The sequence below is a fragment of the Nostoc spongiaeforme FACHB-130 genome (assembly GCF_014698475.1).
GTDB lineage: Bacteria > Cyanobacteriota > Cyanobacteriia > Cyanobacteriales > Nostocaceae > Nostoc_B > Nostoc_B spongiaeforme.
Map to the genome: position 1 here is coordinate 22,169 of NZ_JACJTB010000056.1, position 19,315 is coordinate 41,483.

The 19,315-nt window shown below is 40.8% G+C and carries 12 protein-coding genes, 1 tRNA gene and 1 pseudogene; 7 read left to right on the plus strand and 7 right to left on the minus strand.

The window, feature by feature from the left end; genetic code table 11:
* Positions 1 to 4: 4 nt before the first annotated feature.
* The 3 genes from glmU to H6G74_RS27165 form a co-directional block, all read right to left on the minus strand.
* The gene (gene glmU / locus H6G74_RS27155; RefSeq protein ID WP_190970603.1) at positions 5 to 1,363 is read right to left on the minus strand and encodes a bifunctional UDP-N-acetylglucosamine diphosphorylase/glucosamine-1-phosphate N-acetyltransferase GlmU; all 1,359 of its coding nucleotides are present in this window, start codon (positions 1,361 to 1,363) and stop codon (positions 5 to 7) included.
* Positions 1,364 to 1,508: 145 nt separating this feature from the next.
* Positions 1,509 to 2,738, minus strand: coding sequence for an HD domain-containing phosphohydrolase (locus H6G74_RS27160; protein WP_190970604.1), 1,230 nt, complete (start codon positions 2,736 to 2,738; stop codon positions 1,509 to 1,511).
* A 788-nt stretch (positions 2,739 to 3,526) separates the two neighbouring features.
* Positions 3,527 to 4,435 carry a tRNA (5-methylaminomethyl-2-thiouridine)(34)-methyltransferase MnmD gene (locus H6G74_RS27165; RefSeq protein ID WP_190970605.1) on the minus strand — a complete coding sequence of 303 codons (909 nt, stop codon included), beginning with the start codon at positions 4,433 to 4,435 and terminating at the stop codon, positions 3,527 to 3,529.
* A 126-nt stretch (positions 4,436 to 4,561) separates the two neighbouring features.
* Between H6G74_RS27165 and H6G74_RS27170 the strand changes: the two genes are divergently transcribed.
* A complete protein-coding gene (locus H6G74_RS27170; protein WP_190970606.1) occupies positions 4,562 to 5,383 on the plus strand; it encodes a sulfurtransferase in 822 nt (273 codons plus the stop codon).
* 24 nt (positions 5,384 to 5,407) lie between these two features.
* Here the strand turns inward: H6G74_RS27170 and H6G74_RS27175 are convergent, their stop codons facing one another.
* Complete coding sequence (locus tag H6G74_RS27175; protein WP_190970607.1) at positions 5,408 to 6,790, minus strand: hypothetical protein; 1,383 nt, start codon at positions 6,788 to 6,790, stop codon at positions 5,408 to 5,410.
* A gap of 312 nt (positions 6,791 to 7,102) precedes the next feature.
* Here H6G74_RS27175 and H6G74_RS27180 point away from each other — a divergent pair, with 312 nt between their 5' ends.
* The 3 genes from H6G74_RS27180 to H6G74_RS27190 all read left to right on the plus strand — a co-directional run bounded on the left by H6G74_RS27180 (position 7,103) and on the right by H6G74_RS27190 (position 10,731).
* Positions 7,103 to 8,749, plus strand: coding sequence for a FecR family protein (locus H6G74_RS27180; protein WP_242051363.1), 1,647 nt, complete (start codon positions 7,103 to 7,105; stop codon positions 8,747 to 8,749).
* A 124-nt stretch (positions 8,750 to 8,873) separates the two neighbouring features.
* Positions 8,874 to 9,506: a YqiA/YcfP family alpha/beta fold hydrolase gene (locus H6G74_RS27185; protein ID WP_190970609.1), complete on the plus strand. Its 633-nt coding sequence runs from the start codon at positions 8,874 to 8,876 to the stop codon at positions 9,504 to 9,506.
* A gap of 79 nt (positions 9,507 to 9,585) precedes the next feature.
* Entirely contained in the window at positions 9,586 to 10,731 is a 1,146-nt protein-coding gene (locus tag H6G74_RS27190) for a histidinol-phosphate transaminase (RefSeq protein ID WP_190970610.1), read from the plus strand.
* Between the two features lie 45 nt (positions 10,732 to 10,776).
* Here H6G74_RS27190 and H6G74_RS27195 read toward each other — a convergent pair whose 3' ends face one another.
* Both H6G74_RS27195 and H6G74_RS27200 read right to left on the minus strand, forming a co-directional pair.
* Positions 10,777 to 11,331, minus strand: coding sequence for a hypothetical protein (locus tag H6G74_RS27195; protein ID WP_190970611.1), 555 nt, complete (start codon positions 11,329 to 11,331; stop codon positions 10,777 to 10,779).
* A gap of 1,003 nt (positions 11,332 to 12,334) precedes the next feature.
* A complete protein-coding gene (locus tag H6G74_RS27200) occupies positions 12,335 to 12,952 on the minus strand; it encodes a GNAT family N-acetyltransferase (protein WP_190970612.1) in 618 nt (205 codons plus the stop codon).
* A 1,059-nt stretch (positions 12,953 to 14,011) separates the two neighbouring features.
* Between H6G74_RS27200 and H6G74_RS27205 the strand changes: the two genes are divergently transcribed.
* The 3 genes from H6G74_RS27205 (at position 14,012) to H6G74_RS27215 (ending at position 18,875) form a co-directional block, all read left to right on the plus strand.
* Positions 14,012 to 17,566, plus strand: coding sequence for a response regulator (locus H6G74_RS27205; RefSeq protein WP_190970613.1), 3,555 nt, complete (start codon positions 14,012 to 14,014; stop codon positions 17,564 to 17,566).
* 60 nt (positions 17,567 to 17,626) lie between these two features.
* Entirely contained in the window at positions 17,627 to 18,754 is a 1,128-nt protein-coding gene (locus H6G74_RS27210) for a hypothetical protein (protein WP_190970614.1), read from the plus strand.
* Between the two features lie 50 nt (positions 18,755 to 18,804).
* Positions 18,805 to 18,875: transfer RNA gene (locus H6G74_RS27215), tRNA-Gly, on the plus strand.
* A 332-nt stretch (positions 18,876 to 19,207) separates the two neighbouring features.
* Here H6G74_RS27215 and H6G74_RS31960 read toward each other — a convergent pair.
* A pseudogene (locus H6G74_RS31960) lies at positions 19,208 to 19,315 on the minus strand (IS982 family transposase); the annotation flags it as partial.

Below are 19,315 nucleotides of genomic sequence, written 5' to 3' on the forward strand. Positions count from 1 at the left end.
CTACTCAGCACTCAGCACTCTTCTTCCGCCACCCTTGTTTGACTACCTGACGGCTACGAGCAATCACTAAACTATCATTAGGCACATCTTCAGTAACTGTGGAACCTGCGGCGACATAGACATCATCACCCAAAGTCACTGGTGCAACTAAGACGCTATTAGAACCTGTTTTAGTGCGATCGCCGATTTTGGTTCTGTGTTTTTTGACACCATCATAATTAGCGGTAATTGTACCTGCGCCAATGTTGACTTGAGTACCTGCAGTAGAATCGCCCAAATAAGATAGATGGGCTACATTAGTTTTTTCACCTAGTTGTGTATTTTTCAACTCAACAAAGTTACCGATACGACAATTTTCAGCCACCTCAGTATTACCACGTAAATGAGAGTAAGGTCCAATTCGAGTTCCGGCTTGGACAATACTATCTGTGACTACAGAATATTGAATGCTGACGTTTTCACCGATTTGGCTATTTTCAATCAAACTTCCCGGCCCAATGCGGCTACCAGTTTTAATTATGGTATTTCTCCGCAGGTGAGTTTGCGGCTCAATAATCACATCGGCTTGTAATTCTACAGTGTCGTCAATGGTGATACTGTTGGGGTCGATGAGCGTCACACCTGCGGTCATCCACTTTTCTTTGATCCGCCTTTGTAAAATTTCGTAAGCTGTAGCTAATTGTAGGCGATCGTTAATCCCCAAAATTTCTTGCTCATCTGCCACATCCACCGCCATCACTTTCCCAACCTGGGTAACAGCATCGGTGAGGTAATATTCTTTTTGGGCGTTGTTGGCTTCTAAATGCGGTAAAACTTGAGCTAAGTCCGGCCAACGAAAGCAGTAAATCCCGGCATTAACTCGGCGATTTTCTCTTTGAGCAGGGGTACAATCTTTATCTTCAACCATTTGTTGAACGATGTTTTCCCCATTGCAAAAAACTCGCCCATAACCTTTAGGGTTGGATAAATGTGCAGTCAAAATAGTAGCAGCGTTTTGATTTTGTTGGTGAGTGAGCAATAGCTGTTTTATGGTTTCGGTGCGTAAAAGTGGAACATCACCATTCAGAACTAGTAAATCTCCAGTGTAGCCCTCAAGATGGGGGAGTAATTGCTGGATGGCGTGACCTGTTCCCAGTTGTACCGTCTGTTCCACAAACTCTAAGCTCAAGCTTGACTGGATAGCAGCTTTTACTTCTGAGGCTTGATAGCCTACAATCACGATGCGCCTTGTAGGTGAAAGTGGTTCTACACTTTCCAAAACTTTTTCTACTAGCGATCGCCCACCCAAAGAATGTAAAACTTTGGGTAAGCTTGATTTCATCCTTGTGCCGCGTCCCGCCGCTAGAATTGCTACAACTACCATAATCAAAAGTATGAAGCGTGTTCGCCCTTGACGTTCCCAAAGGGTAGTATAGCAGGAGGCATAAAGCAAGTTGCACAAGCCTTAGATGAAGGTAGCCTTTAGTTCTACTTTCTACTCCCACTGACAATTGAGAGCTAAAACATCATCACCGCTTGTAAGTGTGAATAAAATCAGTAAACCGTTCCATGAGTTCGGGGTTACGCCAACCTGCTTCTGTTTCTTCTCGCATTACTGATAAAGCTTCCTCTGGCGTAAAGGCTCTTTTGTAAGGTCTTTCGCTAGTCAAAGCATCATAAATATCAATCAATTGAAATACTTGGGCGAGGAAAGGAATTTCATTACCTTTGAGTCCATCAGGATAACCCGAACCATTCCAACGCTCATGATGATGGCGAATAATCGGAATTACACCCTGCATACTACGTAGGGGCTGACAAATTCTTTCCCCAATTAAAACATGCTGCTGCATCATTTCCCAATCTTCTAAGGTGAGTTGCTCATTTTTGAGTAGCACTGCATCGGGAATGCCAACTTTACCTATATCGTGAAGATAACCACCCCACATCAAATCCCGCAGTTGAGAACGAGAAAGATTTAAGTATTCACCAAAAGCTTGTCCTAGCTTGACGAGGCGCTCACAGTGATCTCCGGTGTTGGGGTCTCGGCTTTCAATGGCTCTCGCAATGGAAAATAAGACTTGTTCAGCATGGTCTAAGTCTTCGTTTAAACGCTTTTGTCTGACTAAAGACTTCACACGGGCTGCTAATTCCACTCGATCAAAAGGTTTGGTGAGGAAATCATCAGCGCCCACTTCAATACCACGAATGCGCGATCGCCGATCATTTAATGCTGTAATAAATATTACTGGAATCAGTCTTGTATGTTCGTCTTGTTTGAGTAATTGACATACCTCAAACCCATCCATACCGGGCATCATCACATCTAGTAAAACTAAATCTGGTTGTTTTTGTGTTACTAACATTACAGCAGCCGCACCACTGTCTGCTTCAATCACTTCATAACCTTCCATTGCCAACAACGCCGCAGCTGTCATTCGACTTGCCGCATGGTCGTCAACTACTAAAATTTTTGGTGCTTCATTATCAAAGAAGCAATTCACTTTGGAGCCTTTAGCTTGTAGATTTCTAGATAATAATGAATTGTAACCAGAATTAATCTCCGATTTGCTCCAAGAAGACTCGGTTTGTCCCTGTTCAATCATTACTTCTTGCTGGGATAAGTTTAGTGGATATTCCTCTAAATCTCGCCATTCTAGCTCAGGATTTGCATTTTCTGTACGTACTTTTTTTTTGGTATTTGTTCCACTATGACTTTGTTGATTAGAGTTGGTGGAATTAGCACTCCAGTAAATCACGCAAGCACCCCATTTTTTTTAAACTAACAGTTTCCGTCTACAAAAATCAAATTTAGCTTTGCTAACTTACTCCTATTTGGATTTTGACAAGCTTGCTTACCTGTTTTGAAGCTGCTTGTTTTTATCATGTCAAGGATATTTTCTTTATAAAAATATAATTTTACTAAGGTAAATTTGCCGTAAACATCCTAAGTACTCATTCTAGTATCATAAATTCATGCAGATATTAAATCAGGTTTTTTACGGAGATTTTTTCAAATTTCAGTACAGCTACAGTTATGATGTTTTACTGTTATAAATTGTCTGAAAAATTATATTTTTATTTTGATTTTTTAGGAAAATTTCAAAAAAAGATATACTTCTTGCGAGAATTTTTTGATAATCATCATATTCAATAAATAGTTGGCTCTGAGGTTAACTGACGTAACCTATACATGGAAAAATAGAACAATTTTAAAAGCATCGCGTATGAAAGACTGTAGATTTCAACATCTAAGAATTAGCAACGCAGTGTGTCAGGCATTTCAGGTGTGATTAAACACTAGCTGGCAGTAAAACGTCCATATATATATTTTTAGTTGTTGTCTCGCCCAATGGGTATGATTTGAATTAGGAATATATTAGGACTTATGCACTGTACAAAACAACTATTTTATGCATAGTGAAAATACGTCGTTCTAGAAGCTTGGATAATTGTGCTGGAGCAAGTGCAATCACTGACTTATGGTCAATCATCAAATCTCAAGACCAGAAAGTTCCCAAGCATATTGTATTATTGCTGTCAGTGCTTAAGTCTTAGAATGGCCTGTTTGGTTTTTCCATAACCAACGTTTGCGCCAACGGGAAGTAGGTTCTAATGAACAAGCTTGTTGTTCTTGTTGTCGCCGCACAATAATGACTTCTGGCGGCTCATTTAATTGGGGATCGCGGTAAGGAATTGCGGCACGAGTTAACAAGTGTTCTTGTTCTTCTGGGGAAAGAGGCGGCAGTAAATTGCTCAAACACTCATTATCAGGATATACCGCCACTGTACCAGGCGATCGCCTGCCGACTGGTGGCGTAGAACCTATGTTTAAACCCGCTAATTTCATGGCTGTCCGTACAGATGCCGCACAAGAATAAGTCGCCAGCCAGCCATTTTTCTGTAAACACACTGAAACTTGCTGCATAAATTCTACAGTCCATAGTTGAGGACACTGGGGTGGTGAAAAGGGATCTAAAAAAATAGCATCTGCATAAAACCCTGCTTGATTAACTGCTTGAATTGAAATTCTCGCATCACCAATGAATAACTTTGCTTGCATGCGTTCTGTGTTCACTTGCCCCTCAAAAGCTAGTTGGGTCAAAATTGGTGTATATTCATAATCCCACTGATCAAATAAATGATTGGCGATCGCAGCTTGCGGTACAGCCGGATTCAGTTCTAAACCTATTAATTCCACATAACAACTAGGATTTACTCTCCAGATTGTCTGTAAAGCTGCCGCAGTGTTGTATCCTAGACCATAACAAACATCTAATAACCGCACAACTGGTTTTTGCGCTGCTTGAGCCAGTTGGGTTGGTTCAACAAACTTAAAATAACTTTCTTGTTTCGCACCAAAATGACTGTGAAATGATTCGTTAAACTCTGGGGAGAAAAAAGTAAACGAACCATCTGCTGTTACTTGTGGTATGAAATTTTCAAATTCTACCATTAGACTTTTCCATTTTAGTTGATAGTCAATAGTTAAAAAACTTTGACTAGTTATAATTGCATCACAATCTAGTATTATTAATAAATTGTGATTTTGATTCTCTGACTCTTATAAATTCTTATATTTATGGTTAATACTCAACTTTTTGTTTCTCCAGATTGGCTGCTTAATCATCTCAATGATTCACAAGTTGTTATTGTTGATTGTCGTTTTTCTCTAGCTGAACCAGAATTGGGACGACAACAATATCAAACTAGTCATATTCCTGGCTCATATTATTTAGATTTAAATCAGGATCTTTCCAGTCCTATAGGCAAACATGGTGGGAGACATCCTTTACCTGATACTCATAATTTAGCGAAGAAATTATCAGCAATTGGAATTAATTCCCAAGAAACTTTGGTGGTAGCTTATGATGACTCTCGCTTGGCTTTTGCATCTCGTTTGTGGTGGTTATTACGTTATCTCGGACATGAACAAGTGGTAGTCATGGATGGAGGTTATGCTGCATGGCAAAAAGCTGGATACCCCATGACAGATGCGATTCCAGAACCCCAGACAGGTAATTTTATTCCGCAAATTCAAACCGAACTGGTAGTAGATATAGACGTTGTGAAAAGCCGTAAAGACTTACCAGAAGTTATTTTAGTTGATTCTAGAGAAGGCGATCGCTATCGTGGTGAACGAGAACCCATTGATAAAATTGCTGGACATATTCCTGGCGCAGTTAACTATCCTTGGCAAGAAGTGACAGACTCCTCTGGTTATCTACTTTCCCAATTACAGCACCGTCAAAGATGGGAAAATATTGCCACAGCCAAAGAAATTTTAGTCTACTGTGGTTCTGGTGTCACAGCTTGCGTGAATTTGCTTTCTTTAGAATTAGCCGGCATTCATACAGGTAAATTGTATGCAGGTAGCTGGAGTGATTGGATTAGTTATATGTAGAATTTTCTGTTTTGGATTTTTATATTAAAATTCACCAATTCTCAAATTGTAATAAACACTCAAAAACCAGTTGTCGAAATTAATATTTCTATCTGTAGAATCTCCAAAGCTAAAACCACTCTGTAAATTTAAATTACTAGAGTTTGATACTCGGTAAATCACGTGGCCAAACAGACGGTGATAATTATCATCTCTTTGTCTTTGTGTAAAATCAGCAAGGGTTAATTGATAGTTGATTCCTACTTGTAGCGGCTCTTGTAACGCATAACTCAGAGATAACCAGAAATTATTAATTAGCCGACTGCGACTATTGGGTTCCGAAAAATTAGCACTAAATTCGTAAAAGCTATCTAGGGTTAATTTAGAATTAAGGGGATCTCGTCTGCCTAAAGACACTCTGACTGAATTTTCATCTAAAAAGCGATCGCCTGCTTGAAACCTACCAACGCTCTTAGCATAGAAAAACTGTTGGTTGTTAAAATCTAACTCTGCATACATCCGAGGCGAGAGTTGTTGATAAATACCTACATTAAAACTGATTTGATTATAGTTAAATCTTGATTGATCAATGTAACGAATTAAATTTCCATTGATTGAACCATTAATATAAGTTTTATTGCCTAAAGGAAAATAAGCAGAAGCCAGACTCAGACCATAAAAAATTAAGCCATCTTCTCTAGGAAAAAACTCAGAAGAAAAAATGTTATTTGTCTGAAAGTAACCAACATTAGCCTGTAGAGAGCCGATAGGTTTAAACTTGGCTACAGGTGGTTTTATTTGTGGTAAAGGTCTTGGCCTTACCCTTAACTCCAGTTCCCGGATACTATTAGCATTAGATGTTGGTTGTTGTTGGGGTAAAGGTCTTTGTCTAACTCTTAGTTGTAATTCTCGCCGATTATCTGTTTGGGTTTTGGGTTTTTGTCTTGGTTGTAAAATCCTTCTGAGTATCTCTAACTGCTCAGTTCTATTGACTGCGGGTTTATCTAACAGTTCTTCGATAATTGTGGGTGAAGACTGCGGAAACTCTCTAGGCTGTGCTTCTAGCTGTAGTGGTTCATTGGATAGTGGAGGATTGCTAGGTGGAGTTGGCCTTTGAGGTAAGGATTCAGTCTCAGGGTTTGCTTCAGGGTTAGATTGAGATATGAGTATGTTTGCTACTGAATTAAAATTCGGTAGCGGCGATCGCTGAAAATCAAAATTACTTGCCTGAAATTTGATATTCTGGTAAAACTGATAAACTTGCTGGCTATCTTTAACAGATTTTATGTTTGCTTTGTGTTGATCACCAGAGTTATCTAAGTTAGCAGCCAATACTACATCTACTCCCATACAACACTTATTGCCACTAATCAAAGCTAATAAAGTTGTAAATAACAGTTTTGTCCAGTCCTGGGATTGTATTAACATTTATATTTTATAGACAACAGAATATCGTCATTCAGTTTGCTCATTAAAAGACAAAGATTGTTACCTTTTAAAAATTAATTATTTGATTTTAATATTTTTTGATAATTTTTATTACTTTGATTTATAACAAAATTTCGCTAAAATTTTCAATGAATACAAAAAAATTTAGTGATAAAACTCACAAACTGATAAGTAAATCTAATATTTCAGAATCTATCTTCAGTTGGTGTTGTCTCAGGTAAATTATCCAGCATTAAAGCGATGTCTTTGAAATTTATTGCCTTGTTGATAATGAGTGTATGGGGAGTGAACATGATGCCTTTATCGGCGATCGCGTCTACTCCTCTGACTCGCGCCGAGATTCAAAATCTGCGAAATTTAGTGCAATTGTTACCGCAGAATCATAAAAAGCGCCCAGCACGCAAATTAGATCCGATAATTCCTGGCGATGGGTTGTCTACAGGTAGAGCATCTTTAGCTGATTTACGTTTTAACGATGGTTCTTTAGCGAGGGTTGGAGAAAGAGCAGTATTTCAATTCTTGCCCAAAACTAGAAATTTTCGGCTATCAAACGGGACAGTACTATTGCTGATTCCACCAGGAAAAGGACAGACACGCATACAAACACCAAGTGCGACTGCGGCTATTCGTGGTTCAGCATTATTTGTCCGCTACGACAAACAAACAGACACCACAATTGTTGGGGCGCTGACAAATAGCGGTATTGAAGTATTGAATCAAGCAGCCTCCCAAAATCAGGTCTTATCAGCAGGACAACTGATGGTCATCGTCAAAGGTGAATTTCGGGGCTTATATGATTTTGATCTGAAAACTTTTTATGAAACCAGTGATTTAGTAGAAGGATTAGATTTAACCAAGCAAAATAATACAGCTAACCCTGACCCAGCGATCGCTAGTGTTCAATCTGAAATTATCGCAGCATTAGCAACACAAATGCCTCTAGCCGGTCAAGGAGTCATTGAAAATCCATCTTTTATGGAGTTATCTGGTAATAACGCTTCTAACTCATCTGACCAAAATGAGGAATTAGATAATTCTTCAGTAGATTCTTTTGTCAATACTGGAGAAGTCATATCAGACACTACCCGCAATACCAGCAATAATGAAATAAATCTGCCAAGTAATATTGATAATCCTGGCAACCCCGGTGGCAACACTGGCGGTAACCCAGGCGGTAACACTGGCGGTAACCCAGGCGGGAACACTGGTGGTAACCCAGGTGGTAACACTGGCGGCAACACTGGCGGTAACCCAGGTGGCAACACTGGTGGCAACACTGGTGGTAACACTGGCGGTAACTCAGGCGGGAACACTGGCGGCAACTCAGGCGGGAACACTGGCGGCAACACTGGTGGAAACCCTGGTGGTGATCACGGTGGCAACCCTGGCGGTGATCACGGTAGCAATCCAGGAGGTGATCACGGTGGCAACCCTGGCGGTGATCACGGTAGCAATCCAGGAGGTGATCACGGTGGTAATCCAGGCGGTAATCCCGGAGGCAATCCAGGCGGTGATCACGGAGGCAATCCCGGCGGTAATCCCGGAGGCAACCCAGGTGGAAACCCAGGTGGCAACCCAGGTGGCAATCCAGGCGGAAACCCAGGTGGCAACCCAGGTGGTAATCCCGGAGGCAATCCCGGAGGCAATCCAGGCGGAAACCCAGGTGGTAATCCCGGAGGCAACCCAGGTGGCAATCCCGGTGGTAATCCAGGCGGAAACCCAGGTGGTAATCCCGGAGGCAATCCCGGAGGCAATCCCGGCGGAAACCCAGGTGGCAACCCAGGTGGCAATCCCGGAGGCAATCCCGGTGGTGATGATACTGGTGGTAATCCCGGAGGCAATCCAGGCGGAAACCCTGGTGGCAATCCCGGTGGTGATGATACTGGTGGTGGTCATTCTGGAGGGAGACCACTAGAAGGAGATTTCCCCCCACCTTAAACCTTTGAATGGGTATAAATAATACAAGTTTGCTCAGGGTTAAGACGATCGCTTTGGAAAGGTTTTAACCCTCTTTGTCAGTCTGCACTTTTCCCTATTCCTTTTAATTTCAATAACTACGGTCTTGCAATACATTTATCTTCATGGGTTTGCTTCTAGCCCTAAATCTGCTAAAGCCCAGGCGATGAGCGATCGCTTTCAAACAATTCCAATACAGCTAAACATTCCTGATCTCAATGCTGGTAATTTTTCCCAGTTGACAATTACTCGCCAAATCAATCAAGTAGCAGCATTCTTGGATAGTTCTGAACCAGTTACATTAATCGGTTCTAGTTTAGGTGGTTTAGTATCTGCTTATTTGGCACAACAACAAGAGCAAGTGGAACGCTTAATTTTGTTAGCACCTGCTTTTGGCTTTTTATCTCATTGGTTGCCGAAGCTAGGAGATGAAGCGATGAAGCGTTGGCAACAAGAAAAATATCTCATGATTTACCACTATGGGGAAGCGCGATCGCTGCCTCTAAGTTACGATTTCGTGACAGATGCCCAGCAATACCGAGAGGATATCTTACAGCGTCCAGTGCCAATGCTGATTCTACACGGTAGACAAGATGAGGTAATTCCCATTACAGCCAGTCGTCACTTTGCAAACTCGCGCCCTTGGGTAAAGTTAATAGAACTTGAGAGTGATCATGCTTTAGGTAATGTCACAACCGAAATTTGGCAAGCAATTCGCCTCTTCTGTCAGTTACCGTAAAACGGTAAAATATGAAACATACCAACAAGCACTCTCTTAGTCATAAGAACAAATCAATAATGACTATCGACCAAAAATTATGCTTCCTTTTATCCGGTCAGATTTAGCCCAATTTACAGCTTACAAACCCCACCCTAGCAGCAATACAGCAGAACCAGTCGCCACCCAGTTTGATCGACTGGATACCAATGAAAGTCCTGAGGATTTACCCCCTGAACTCAAAGAAAAATTAGCCTGGACATATCAGCAAGTTATCGAAACCAATCGTTATCCTGATGGCGGCCATGAGTCACTCAAAGATGCGATCGCAGAATATGTCAATGAATCAGCTAATCTTGCCTCTTCACCGTTGACTAGGGCTAATATTTCTGTGGGTAATGGTTCCGATGAACTCATTCGCTCTTTATTAATCGCCACCTGTCTGGGAGGAGAAGGTTCAATCTTAGTAGCCAATCCCACTTTTTCGATGTACGGCATTCTAGCCCAAACCTTGGGTATCAAAGTGGTGTCAGTCGGCAGAGATGAAACAAACTTTGAAATCGACTTAAAAGCCGCACAAACAGCCATTACCCAAACCCAAAATCCACCAATTCGGGTAGTTTTTGTTGTACATCCTAATTCGCCCACCGCTAATCCACTCACTGCGGCAGAATTAGTATGGCTAAAAAGTTTACCAGAGGAAATTTTAGTAGTAATCGATGAAGCTTACTTTGAATTTAGCCAAAATACTTTAGTGGGTGAATTGGCACAGCATCCCAATTGGATAATACTACGAACTTTTTCTAAAGCTTTCCGTTTAGCTGCATTGCGTGTGGGTTATTGTATTGCTCATCCAGAAGCGATCGCCATTTTAGAGAAAGTCCGCTTGCCTTATAACCTGCCAAGCTTTTCACTAGCCGCCGCATTAGTAGTTTTACAAAATCGTCAACTCTTACTGGGTTCAATTGTACAAACTCTCAATGAGCGTGACAGGCTGATAGAAGTTTTGGCACAACATCCCGTCTTGCAAGTATCAGACAGTGCAGCTAACTTCCTTTATGTACGTCTCAAACCCAATAGTTCCACCGCCAAAAATCTTACCCTACAAAATTTACACCAACAACTCAGCAACTCTGGCACTCTTGTCAGACTACTGAGTGAGGGATTACGAATCACAATTGGAACTCCCGCAGAAAATTCCCGTACCTGGGAAAGACTACAAGCTGCTATGGCAAATCTCAAGTAAAAAAATACTGAATCATGAATCATTCCGACTCATATTTTGTAATAGCTAGTAATTGAATCTGCCATCAACTTCACTACCAAAACGACGTACCATCCTCACAGTTTGAGGAAATACACCCACTAAAAGCGCAAAAGCTGCATCTGGTAAATCAGTCACTATTTCTGCTTGAAAATATTGGTCAAACTGATCTAAAATCTTTTGGACTCGCTGTTGCGGCACAGGATTTTCGGTAATTTGCTTGATTAAGCGAATCCATTGTCGCCGAATTAAGTAAGCTTTCTGGCGTTCTTCATAAGATTCGGGATCTAATAAAGATAAATTGCCGATCGGCAGAACCATCTGGCAATCACTGTCATATTCTCCACCAACCGCTGCCCCTGGGCCAGCAAATTCTGCATGGTAGCGTTTAAAAAGTATTAACCCATTCCGCTTGCGACTATTAACAATCAAAACTTTTCCGCTATGCAGAAGGTTTAAAGTATCCGAGCCGCAAGATTGCTCAGTTCCATCTGACATAACAAGATGGTTCAGAAAACTGGTTTCGGGGTAATAAGTTGATACCATAGCGGTTTGATAGCGCGTTGGCTGTTCGCTATCCATGTTTTCTATAACTTTTGAATAATTTGGTAGTTTGATGCACGTCAAGCAGTAACTTGGTGTTAAATCAAATTAGTTTTTTGGTTATCTTACTATCAAGAACTTTTTGTTCAACTTAATAACAGAGATGAATCAGATTTCACTCAGTAATTATGTAATCATATTTTATGAGATATAGCTGAATTTGTCTTCCAACTAAACTCTCAAAAAATTAAAGTTTTTATAAAGATGAATAAAATGAATACAAAGTTATTATGAGGAATATTTTATTTAGCGTAGTTTTACCGATGGCTTCCACATAGTGGATATCATATATTGAAGAATTTAGATTAGGCGTTGATTAAATAAGGTATTAAGTCGTTATTTGAGAGCAGTTGAAAATATAAAGCATTTTGTCTCAGAATAGCAAGTAAATCTAGATTTGATTTTCTATTTACCGTTTCTACAATGGCTGGATATCAAACAGATTATTACTATAGAAATCCTGTCTGATTTCCGAGTTTAGTTGTGTAGACAGCGAATAGAGAGGAGCCACTGCGTTGCGGAGGTTTCCAAAGTTGTAGCAAGTGGCGTTGTGGAGTCGCAAAGAAGCCTTACCTGGGTTTATTGATTGTTTTCATAAATCAAATATGATTCCTATACATTAATTCAGGTTGAATATTTGCAATTATCCTTACAGGCAAAGAATTGCAAATATTAAAGGGTATTTTTTGTGTAATGTTTTTTCAAAAATCAAATATGAATCGTAATATCTACGAAATATATTTTAGGAAAATTCATATAAAAATAACTTTATCGATAATCGAAAATTTAGCTTAATTTATTTTAATTGGTGATGGCACAATTTTGATTATCAAAAACTAACTTAGGCTTAAAATGTAGGTTAAAAAACTTAGGTGTGAGTTCTTAAAGAAGAATCTCAATACAAGTTCTAACTGCGATCGCTACATCTTTCTGCCATCACCTAAGACGTATTCACAGCAATTTGTGGTTTAGAATTCAGGAGTCAGCACTCTGAATTTGGCTGTAAGCGTTTATGCAATAAGATTTGACGAGGCTGCTGGAGAAAGAAAAAATTCCAATTAGACTCTACTTTACACATCTTGTAACCTAATTTGAAATATAACTGTCGTGCCTGATGGTTATCTTCTAAAACATGGAGATATAAATCTTGAAAACCCCATTCCTGGCAAAGTTTTTCGCAACTCAGTAGTAGCTTTGAGGCGACACCATGCCGCCGATATTTTTGGTCAACAGCCAAATTAGACAAATAAATAAAACTTATACCATTTTTTCTCCATGAATCAGGGAAACGCAGTCCCAACTCTACAGTTCCCACTAAATTGTTAGCACCAGTAACACTGGTTTGAACAGCAACTAAACAAATATGATGGGGTGCGGCTGAGGATAAACGATTTCTGAAGTCTTCGTAAATACCCAGGCGTAACAACGGAAAAGCCCATCCCCAGAAACCAGTTGGGGAGTGAAAGCTTTCTGCAATAATCTGGGCAATAGCTGTTAAATCGGTAGCTGTAGCTGCACGAATTTGGAATTGTTGACCAGCTTGTTCTGTAGCTGATGTCAGTGGTTGTTCGTGAGATGAGTCAAAAAACCAGGATGTCAAGGCTAGTTTATTATTAGTTAATTGTATTTTACAAAAATTTTCTCAAATATTCTAAAACACCGTTTGCTACTTTCAATACAATTGTTTTATTTACTTGCATATCAGGGAATTATTTCGGTAGCTGAGGTTCTTCTGTAAGTTAATAACATACTTGGCATCATTTTAGGCAACTAAGGATATCAATTGTCACAACCATTGAAGAATTCAGAACTCCGAAATTAATTACTAGGGGAAAAAGACTCACTACTGATCTTAGACAGCTTTTCAAGCACTTCTGAGGATGATACTAAGTTGCTTTCAGAAATAGTATTCCTACTCCCACCCGGTAGAGACGTTGTATGTAACGTCTCTACCGGGTGGGATAAAGAATTATTTTTATACTATAAAACTAAAAAGCTATATAGTAATTTGGATAAAAAGATAGATTACTACCGTATTTATACTGAAAAAATATCTCAAACATTTTTGGGATAATAATGCAGTTATTTTTTAGCGATCGCCTAGATAAACTAAGTACATGCTGTAATAGTTAAAGCAGCATTAATCTGTGACAGCCCCATGTCACTTTTCTCACTGGTGGTTATGATTGCTAAATTAGAACAAGCAATGAGTCTAATAGTATACTTTGCCTTTAATACTCATCGTTGTGACCTAGCTCACTCTCCCATGACCAAAATAAATAAAATTTACTTGCAAATGTTATTACAACGGCGACAAAGGGCAAACTTAATATGCAGCTTCAGTTAGCTTTTCCAGCAGACCTGAATGTTGTATGTCATCCGCAAAGGTTTTCATAGGAGGTGAAACAAGACTTGAAAAGCAAGCATCTACTCTGTAGTACAAAAACCAACCGTCCCAACAACTGTGCTGTATCAGAGCCAGTGGCAAACATTACCACCGATTGAGGCTAATTACTGTGAGTAGATACTCTTACACCCAGCATTTGTATAGCCAGAAAACCCGATTGGGCGAAATGCTCTGCTCTTACCTGATTCAGACAAATTATCTCTTGAGCAGATTATTCTTTATTCAACTGCTATTGCAGCAGGAAAGCGGTGCATGAAATCTCAAGTAAACAGTAAGCCGAAAATTTTGGTTGTTGATGACGAACCAGACAACCTAGATTTGCTTTACCGTACTTTTTATCGTGATTATAAAGTGTTGCGGGCAACTTCTGGCCCGGCTGCACTAGACCTGCTGGCAGAAGAAGGAGAAGTCGCAGTGATTATCTCCGATCAGCGGATGCCAATTATGAGTGGTACGGAATTTTTGAGCCTGACAGCAACTCAATATCCAGATATTATTCGGATTATTTTGACTGGCTACACTGATGTCGAAGACTTAGTAGAAGCCATCAACGCTGGTAAGGTATTCAAATATGTCACCAAACCGTGGGAAGCGGAAGAACTTAAAGCAGTGGTACGCCAAGCTTTGGATACCCACAATGTTTTAAAAGCTCGCACCCGCGAACTCACCCGCACATTGCGTCAAGAATCGCTGCTGAATACAGTTACTAATACAATTCGCAGTGCTTTAGACTATCGGCAAATTTTGCAAGCAATTGTCGATACCGTTGGTCACATGTTAGAGGTAGATGTCTGCCTGTTACGTCCTTTTCAAGATGAACAGTTAGCAGACGAAGGATTTGTCTACCAAAAACTGTCCCAGACACAAACAGAAACAGTATCAGAAATTTCAGGAGATACAGCAGCCACATCCTTCTCGGCTTCAGCGGCTTTATTAGCGCAAACAGTTTGGGAAACCCGTGAAGTTCAGGTAATTCACGATGTCGCTACTGATGAGCGAATTCAAGGAGACGATTCAAAACTACAACAAAGAGGACAAGCTTTTGCTACTGCGAATATTTGCTCTAGCTTAGTTGTACCGTTGATTTGTCAACAAGAATTGTTAGCAGTATTGGCACTGCATCAGTGTCATGAGTCCCGCCTTTGGGGGAATGAAGAAATTCAGCTAGTGACAATGGTGGCAGATCAGGCGGCGCTGGCTTTATCTCAAGCCTATGCTTATGAGCAGGTACGTGCTTTAGCGAAACGAGAAGCACTGATTAATACAGTTACAACTGCAATTCGCTCTAGCTTAGACCCACAAGATATTTTTGCTGCCATTACCCATCAATTAGGGCAAGCCTTACAAGTTGATGGCTGTGCGCTGTCTTTATGGACAGAGGAAGATGAAGCTGTTCAGTGTGTGGGATTATATGATGTTTTTCAACATCCTGACCATATACTTAAACCAGGGCAAAATACTAATTTAAATATTAATCTTGACTTAATATCTCAAAATTTCCCTTACTCAACGAAAGCTCCTATTAAAGATAATCCTTTGTTGCAAGAAATTTTGCGGACACAGGAGCCAGTAGTAATTTCTGATATAAGTGTCAGCCCCTTAGAACTAAAGGGTTTAGACTTACCTGTGAAAAAGCCAGCCCGATCGCTGATGGTTGTGCCTTTGTTAGCAGATGGCAAATGTATTGGTAGTATTACCTTACGGGAAGGGCGAAAAATCCGGCAGTGGGTATCATCTGATATTGAACTGGCTAAAGCAGTAGCCGCGCAAGCCGCGATCGCCGTACAGCAGTCACGCCTGTATCAAAAAACCCGTGAACAAGCCGAGCGTTTATTAGAATTAGATAAACAAAAAACCGAGTTTTTCCAAAACATCTCCCACGAATTCCGTACCCCAATTACTTTAATTCAAGGGCCGTTAGAATCGGCAGTAGCGGCTGGTGAAGGATTATCTCATGCCCAAAGTGCGATCGCCTTACGTAACTCTCGCCGTCTGCTGCGACTAGTCAACCAATTACTCGATTTACAACGCTTAGATGCAGGCCGAATGCAGCCTAGTTTTCGTCCCTGTGATTTAGTGGAATTCGTCAGCCAAATTGTCGAGTCATTTCGTCCCTACTGTGAGAAAAAACAACTGCATCTTGCCACTGATTTTGATGCCTGTCCCAAGGTTTACTTAGATATGGAAAAATTTGACAAAGTGGTTTACAACCTACTGTCAAATGCCATGAAGTTTACACCTGAAGATGGCACAATCAGCGTTACACTCCAACATCACAACGAATACTGCATCCTGCAAGTCAAAGATACAGGAATTGGCATTATTCAAGAGCAGATTCCGATGTTATTTGAGCGATTCCGCCAAGCTGAAGGCTCAGAAAACCGTTCTTATGAAGGTAGTGGACTGGGGTTGGCCTTAGTCAAAGAATTGGTAGAACTGCATGGCGGTAAAATCACTGTAGATTCAGTGTACGGTGAAGGAACTATTTTTACATTGTGGTTACTGACTGGTCATGAACACTTACCAATCAATCAAGTATTAGAAACACCAGCTGAATTGAATACCAGCCGTGCCACTGTGGAATTAGCTGATTTGGAACTGATAGAACCAACAGCCGAAAAATTGGAACACATCACAAAAGATGTATCAGCTGTGCTGCTAAATCAGAATTCAGAGATCAATCACCATCCGGCGGTGGCAGACTCCAGCACACAGCAGAATAGCCGTCACTCTATTTTAGTTGTTGACGATAACCCAGATTTACGAACTTACGTATCTGATATTATTCGCCGCAACGGCTATCAAGTCCACACAGCACGTAATGGTTATGAAGGGTTTGGTGTAGTTCAAGAAATTTTACCCAGCTTAATCGTCACAGACTTGATGATGCCTCTGGTGACAGGGCTAGAAATGATTCGGATGATTCGTTCTGATGAGAAATTAAAAGGAATTCCCATCATTTTGCTTACCGCCAAAGTAGACGAAGAAACTCGCATTGAAAGTACAGAACATGGTGCAGATGCTTATTTAGCCAAACCATTTAACGATAGAGAATTGCTGGCAGAAGTCAGAAATCTTTTGGCTTTGAAGGAAAATGAACGACGGGTTTTAGAACTGAATACTTATCTAACAGAATCAGTTCTCAAGCGATTTCTTCCCAGTGTCTTGGTGCAGAAAGCCGCCGCCGGGGATTTAACTTTAGATTTACGTCCTGAACCACGGTTGATTACAGTTTTGTTTAGTGACATTGTCGGATTTACTCAGTTAGCTAACACTCTCAGGTCTCGTCGGGTGGCAGAATTACTGAATGAATATTTAGAATGTATGACCAAAGTTGTGTTTGACAATGGCGGGACTGTAGATAAATTCATGGGAGATGCGATTTTAGCTTTGTATGGAGCGCCAGAAGAACTCACTCCGAATGAACAGGTACGTCGCGCTGTCAACACAGCCAGAGGAATGCACCGTTCACTAGGACAATTAAACCAGCGTTGGCGAGACCAAGGTGTATTTGAAAGCGATGGACGTTCTGGCGTACAGTTTCGCTGCGGAATTCACCAAGGTACAGCCGTTGTGGGGATGTTTGGTAGCGCCGAACGCGCTGATTATACTGCGATTGGGCCAAGTGTGAATATTGCCGCCCGGTTGCAAGCTGCTGCGGTTCCCGGTACAATTTTGGTTTCGGCGGCTGTGGCAGATTATTTACAGGATGAAGAAATTACCAAAGGTAGTCCATTAAAACTCAAAGGAGTTGATGAAACTGTCCTGACTTTTGCAGTTTCGCCAGATTTAGTAGTTAATCGCTAAGATCCAAACGGAGTCCTTAAGCTTTGCTAAAGACTTTGGATTATATTTGGCTTTGGTGATATGACAACGCCTGTTGCAGATAAAACTCCTGTTCCGCCCAAAATTTGGCGACGACATAGCGATCCTCCCAGTTTATGGATATTTGTTGCTCTAGGTTCAGTTTCCCTACATTTGTTGGTTTTCTGGCTGATGCGATCTTCTAATGCTTTGGGAATGTGGTTTCCAGCGCCAAGCCAAGCTATTGTTCCTATTGAGGTTGTGGAAATTTCTCCCACAGCCAAATCAACATTACCTAAGACGACAGTCTCACCCAAACCAAACAACTCATCGCCAAAATCTGTAGCCAGAACTGAAACAGCAAAAACTACACCCAGAAATCAAGACGCAAATACCAGCATTTTGAATCAAAAAGAACCTGCGGTTTCGCCAAAAAACACTAAACCTAAACCATCAGTCAAAAAATCAGTTTCGCAGCCAAAACCCACACAACAAACGACACCGCAACCCAATTTTACACCTGACTTAACTAAATCTCCGCCACAGCCTAGACCTACACCGACAGTGGCTGTTGGTAATCTTCCTTGGAATCGTCGCCAACAAATCGTTCTGGGAAAAGGAAAGCCGTTACCCAGCAATCTTCCTAGTGATCAACCAACAAGTTCCACCACAGGAACCAAGAAAAATTCGCCTACGCCGACTGGAAATCCCCCTCCAAATTCTACAGGTACAACTTCTGACACCCCAACACCGAAAAATCCCCAGACTTCTCCAACTCCTACAAGCACAAATTCTCAAACCTCTCCACAAGTTGGCTCAACAATTAAAATAGTGCCTTTAACTGATCAGGAAATGCGTCAACTCAGCCAAGATTTACCTGATGTTCTGGCTCAATACCAGGGAAGCAGTATGAAAACATTAGCCGTAAATTCTCTCAATGGCGAACAGGGACTTGCACCAGCACAACTTTTAGCCAGCTTAGTAATTGATCAAAATGGTAACTTTCAAGAAGCTAGAGTCTTAGAAATACAACCCGCCAAACTCCAAGGCGAAAAGAATCTCTATCAACTAGCGATCGAGGAACTTTTCAGCAACGAGAAGTTTACTCCCGCCTACAATCAAGATGGTAGCAAACCAGAATTGAGTAATCTGTTTGTCAGAATTACAGTTCAATCGGTTAATTCTAATTAAATATTTGAATTTTATCCAAAATAGTGTTATCATGATTAAGTTGAAAATTCGCGGGCGTAGTTTAGTGGTAAAACTATAGCCTTCCAAGCTATTAATGCGGGTTCGATTCCCGCCGCCCGCTTAAAAAGTAAAACCCTTGTAATTTATGGATTACAAGAGTTTTGTTTATAGGACAGTTCTTTTTATAGTATTTTTGTACTAAAAATATATAGGACTTACGCAAGAACCCTCTCAAGCTCTTATAACTTCATGCCTTATCCTGCGGGAAGCCCCTTGGGTGAAGCTTTTGTGTCGCTAACACTGCACTAACGGGAAACCCGACGACAGTTGCCACAACAGAGGGATCTTACAAAGTAGTACACGATACAGTGCGTTATCAATCTGATTGCGAAGCTAAAAGTGCCATGTGCAGTAGGTATTAAACACCAACCAGAGGCGGAAGAAGAGTACGCCTTATGTGAATGAAGCCAGAGGATGCTGTTCAAAAGTAAGCACATCAATACCAAAACGCTGACGCAGAAAAAGGCGTAGAGTATGACTGGTGATTTTAGCGGCAACATG

Coding starts and splice junctions, on each gene's coding strand:
- H6G74_RS27180 (WP_242051363.1), top strand. CDS start 7,103: ATGATGCCTTTATCGGCGATCGCGTCTACTCCTCTGACTCGCGCCGAG.
- glmU (WP_190970603.1), bottom strand. CDS start 1,363: ATGGTAGTTGTAGCAATTCTAGCGGCGGGACGCGGCACAAGGATGAAA.
- H6G74_RS27170 (WP_190970606.1), top strand. CDS start 4,562: ATGGTTAATACTCAACTTTTTGTTTCTCCAGATTGGCTGCTTAATCAT.
- H6G74_RS27175 (WP_190970607.1), bottom strand. CDS start 6,790: ATGTTAATACAATCCCAGGACTGGACAAAACTGTTATTTACAACTTTA.
- H6G74_RS27210 (WP_190970614.1), top strand. CDS start 17,627: ATGACAACGCCTGTTGCAGATAAAACTCCTGTTCCGCCCAAAATTTGG.
- H6G74_RS27190 (WP_190970610.1), top strand. CDS start 9,586: ATGCTTCCTTTTATCCGGTCAGATTTAGCCCAATTTACAGCTTACAAA.
- H6G74_RS27205 (WP_190970613.1), top strand. CDS start 14,012: ATGAAATCTCAAGTAAACAGTAAGCCGAAAATTTTGGTTGTTGATGAC.
- H6G74_RS27195 (WP_190970611.1), bottom strand. CDS start 11,331: ATGGATAGCGAACAGCCAACGCGCTATCAAACCGCTATGGTATCAACT.
- H6G74_RS27165 (WP_190970605.1), bottom strand. CDS start 4,435: ATGGTAGAATTTGAAAATTTCATACCACAAGTAACAGCAGATGGTTCG.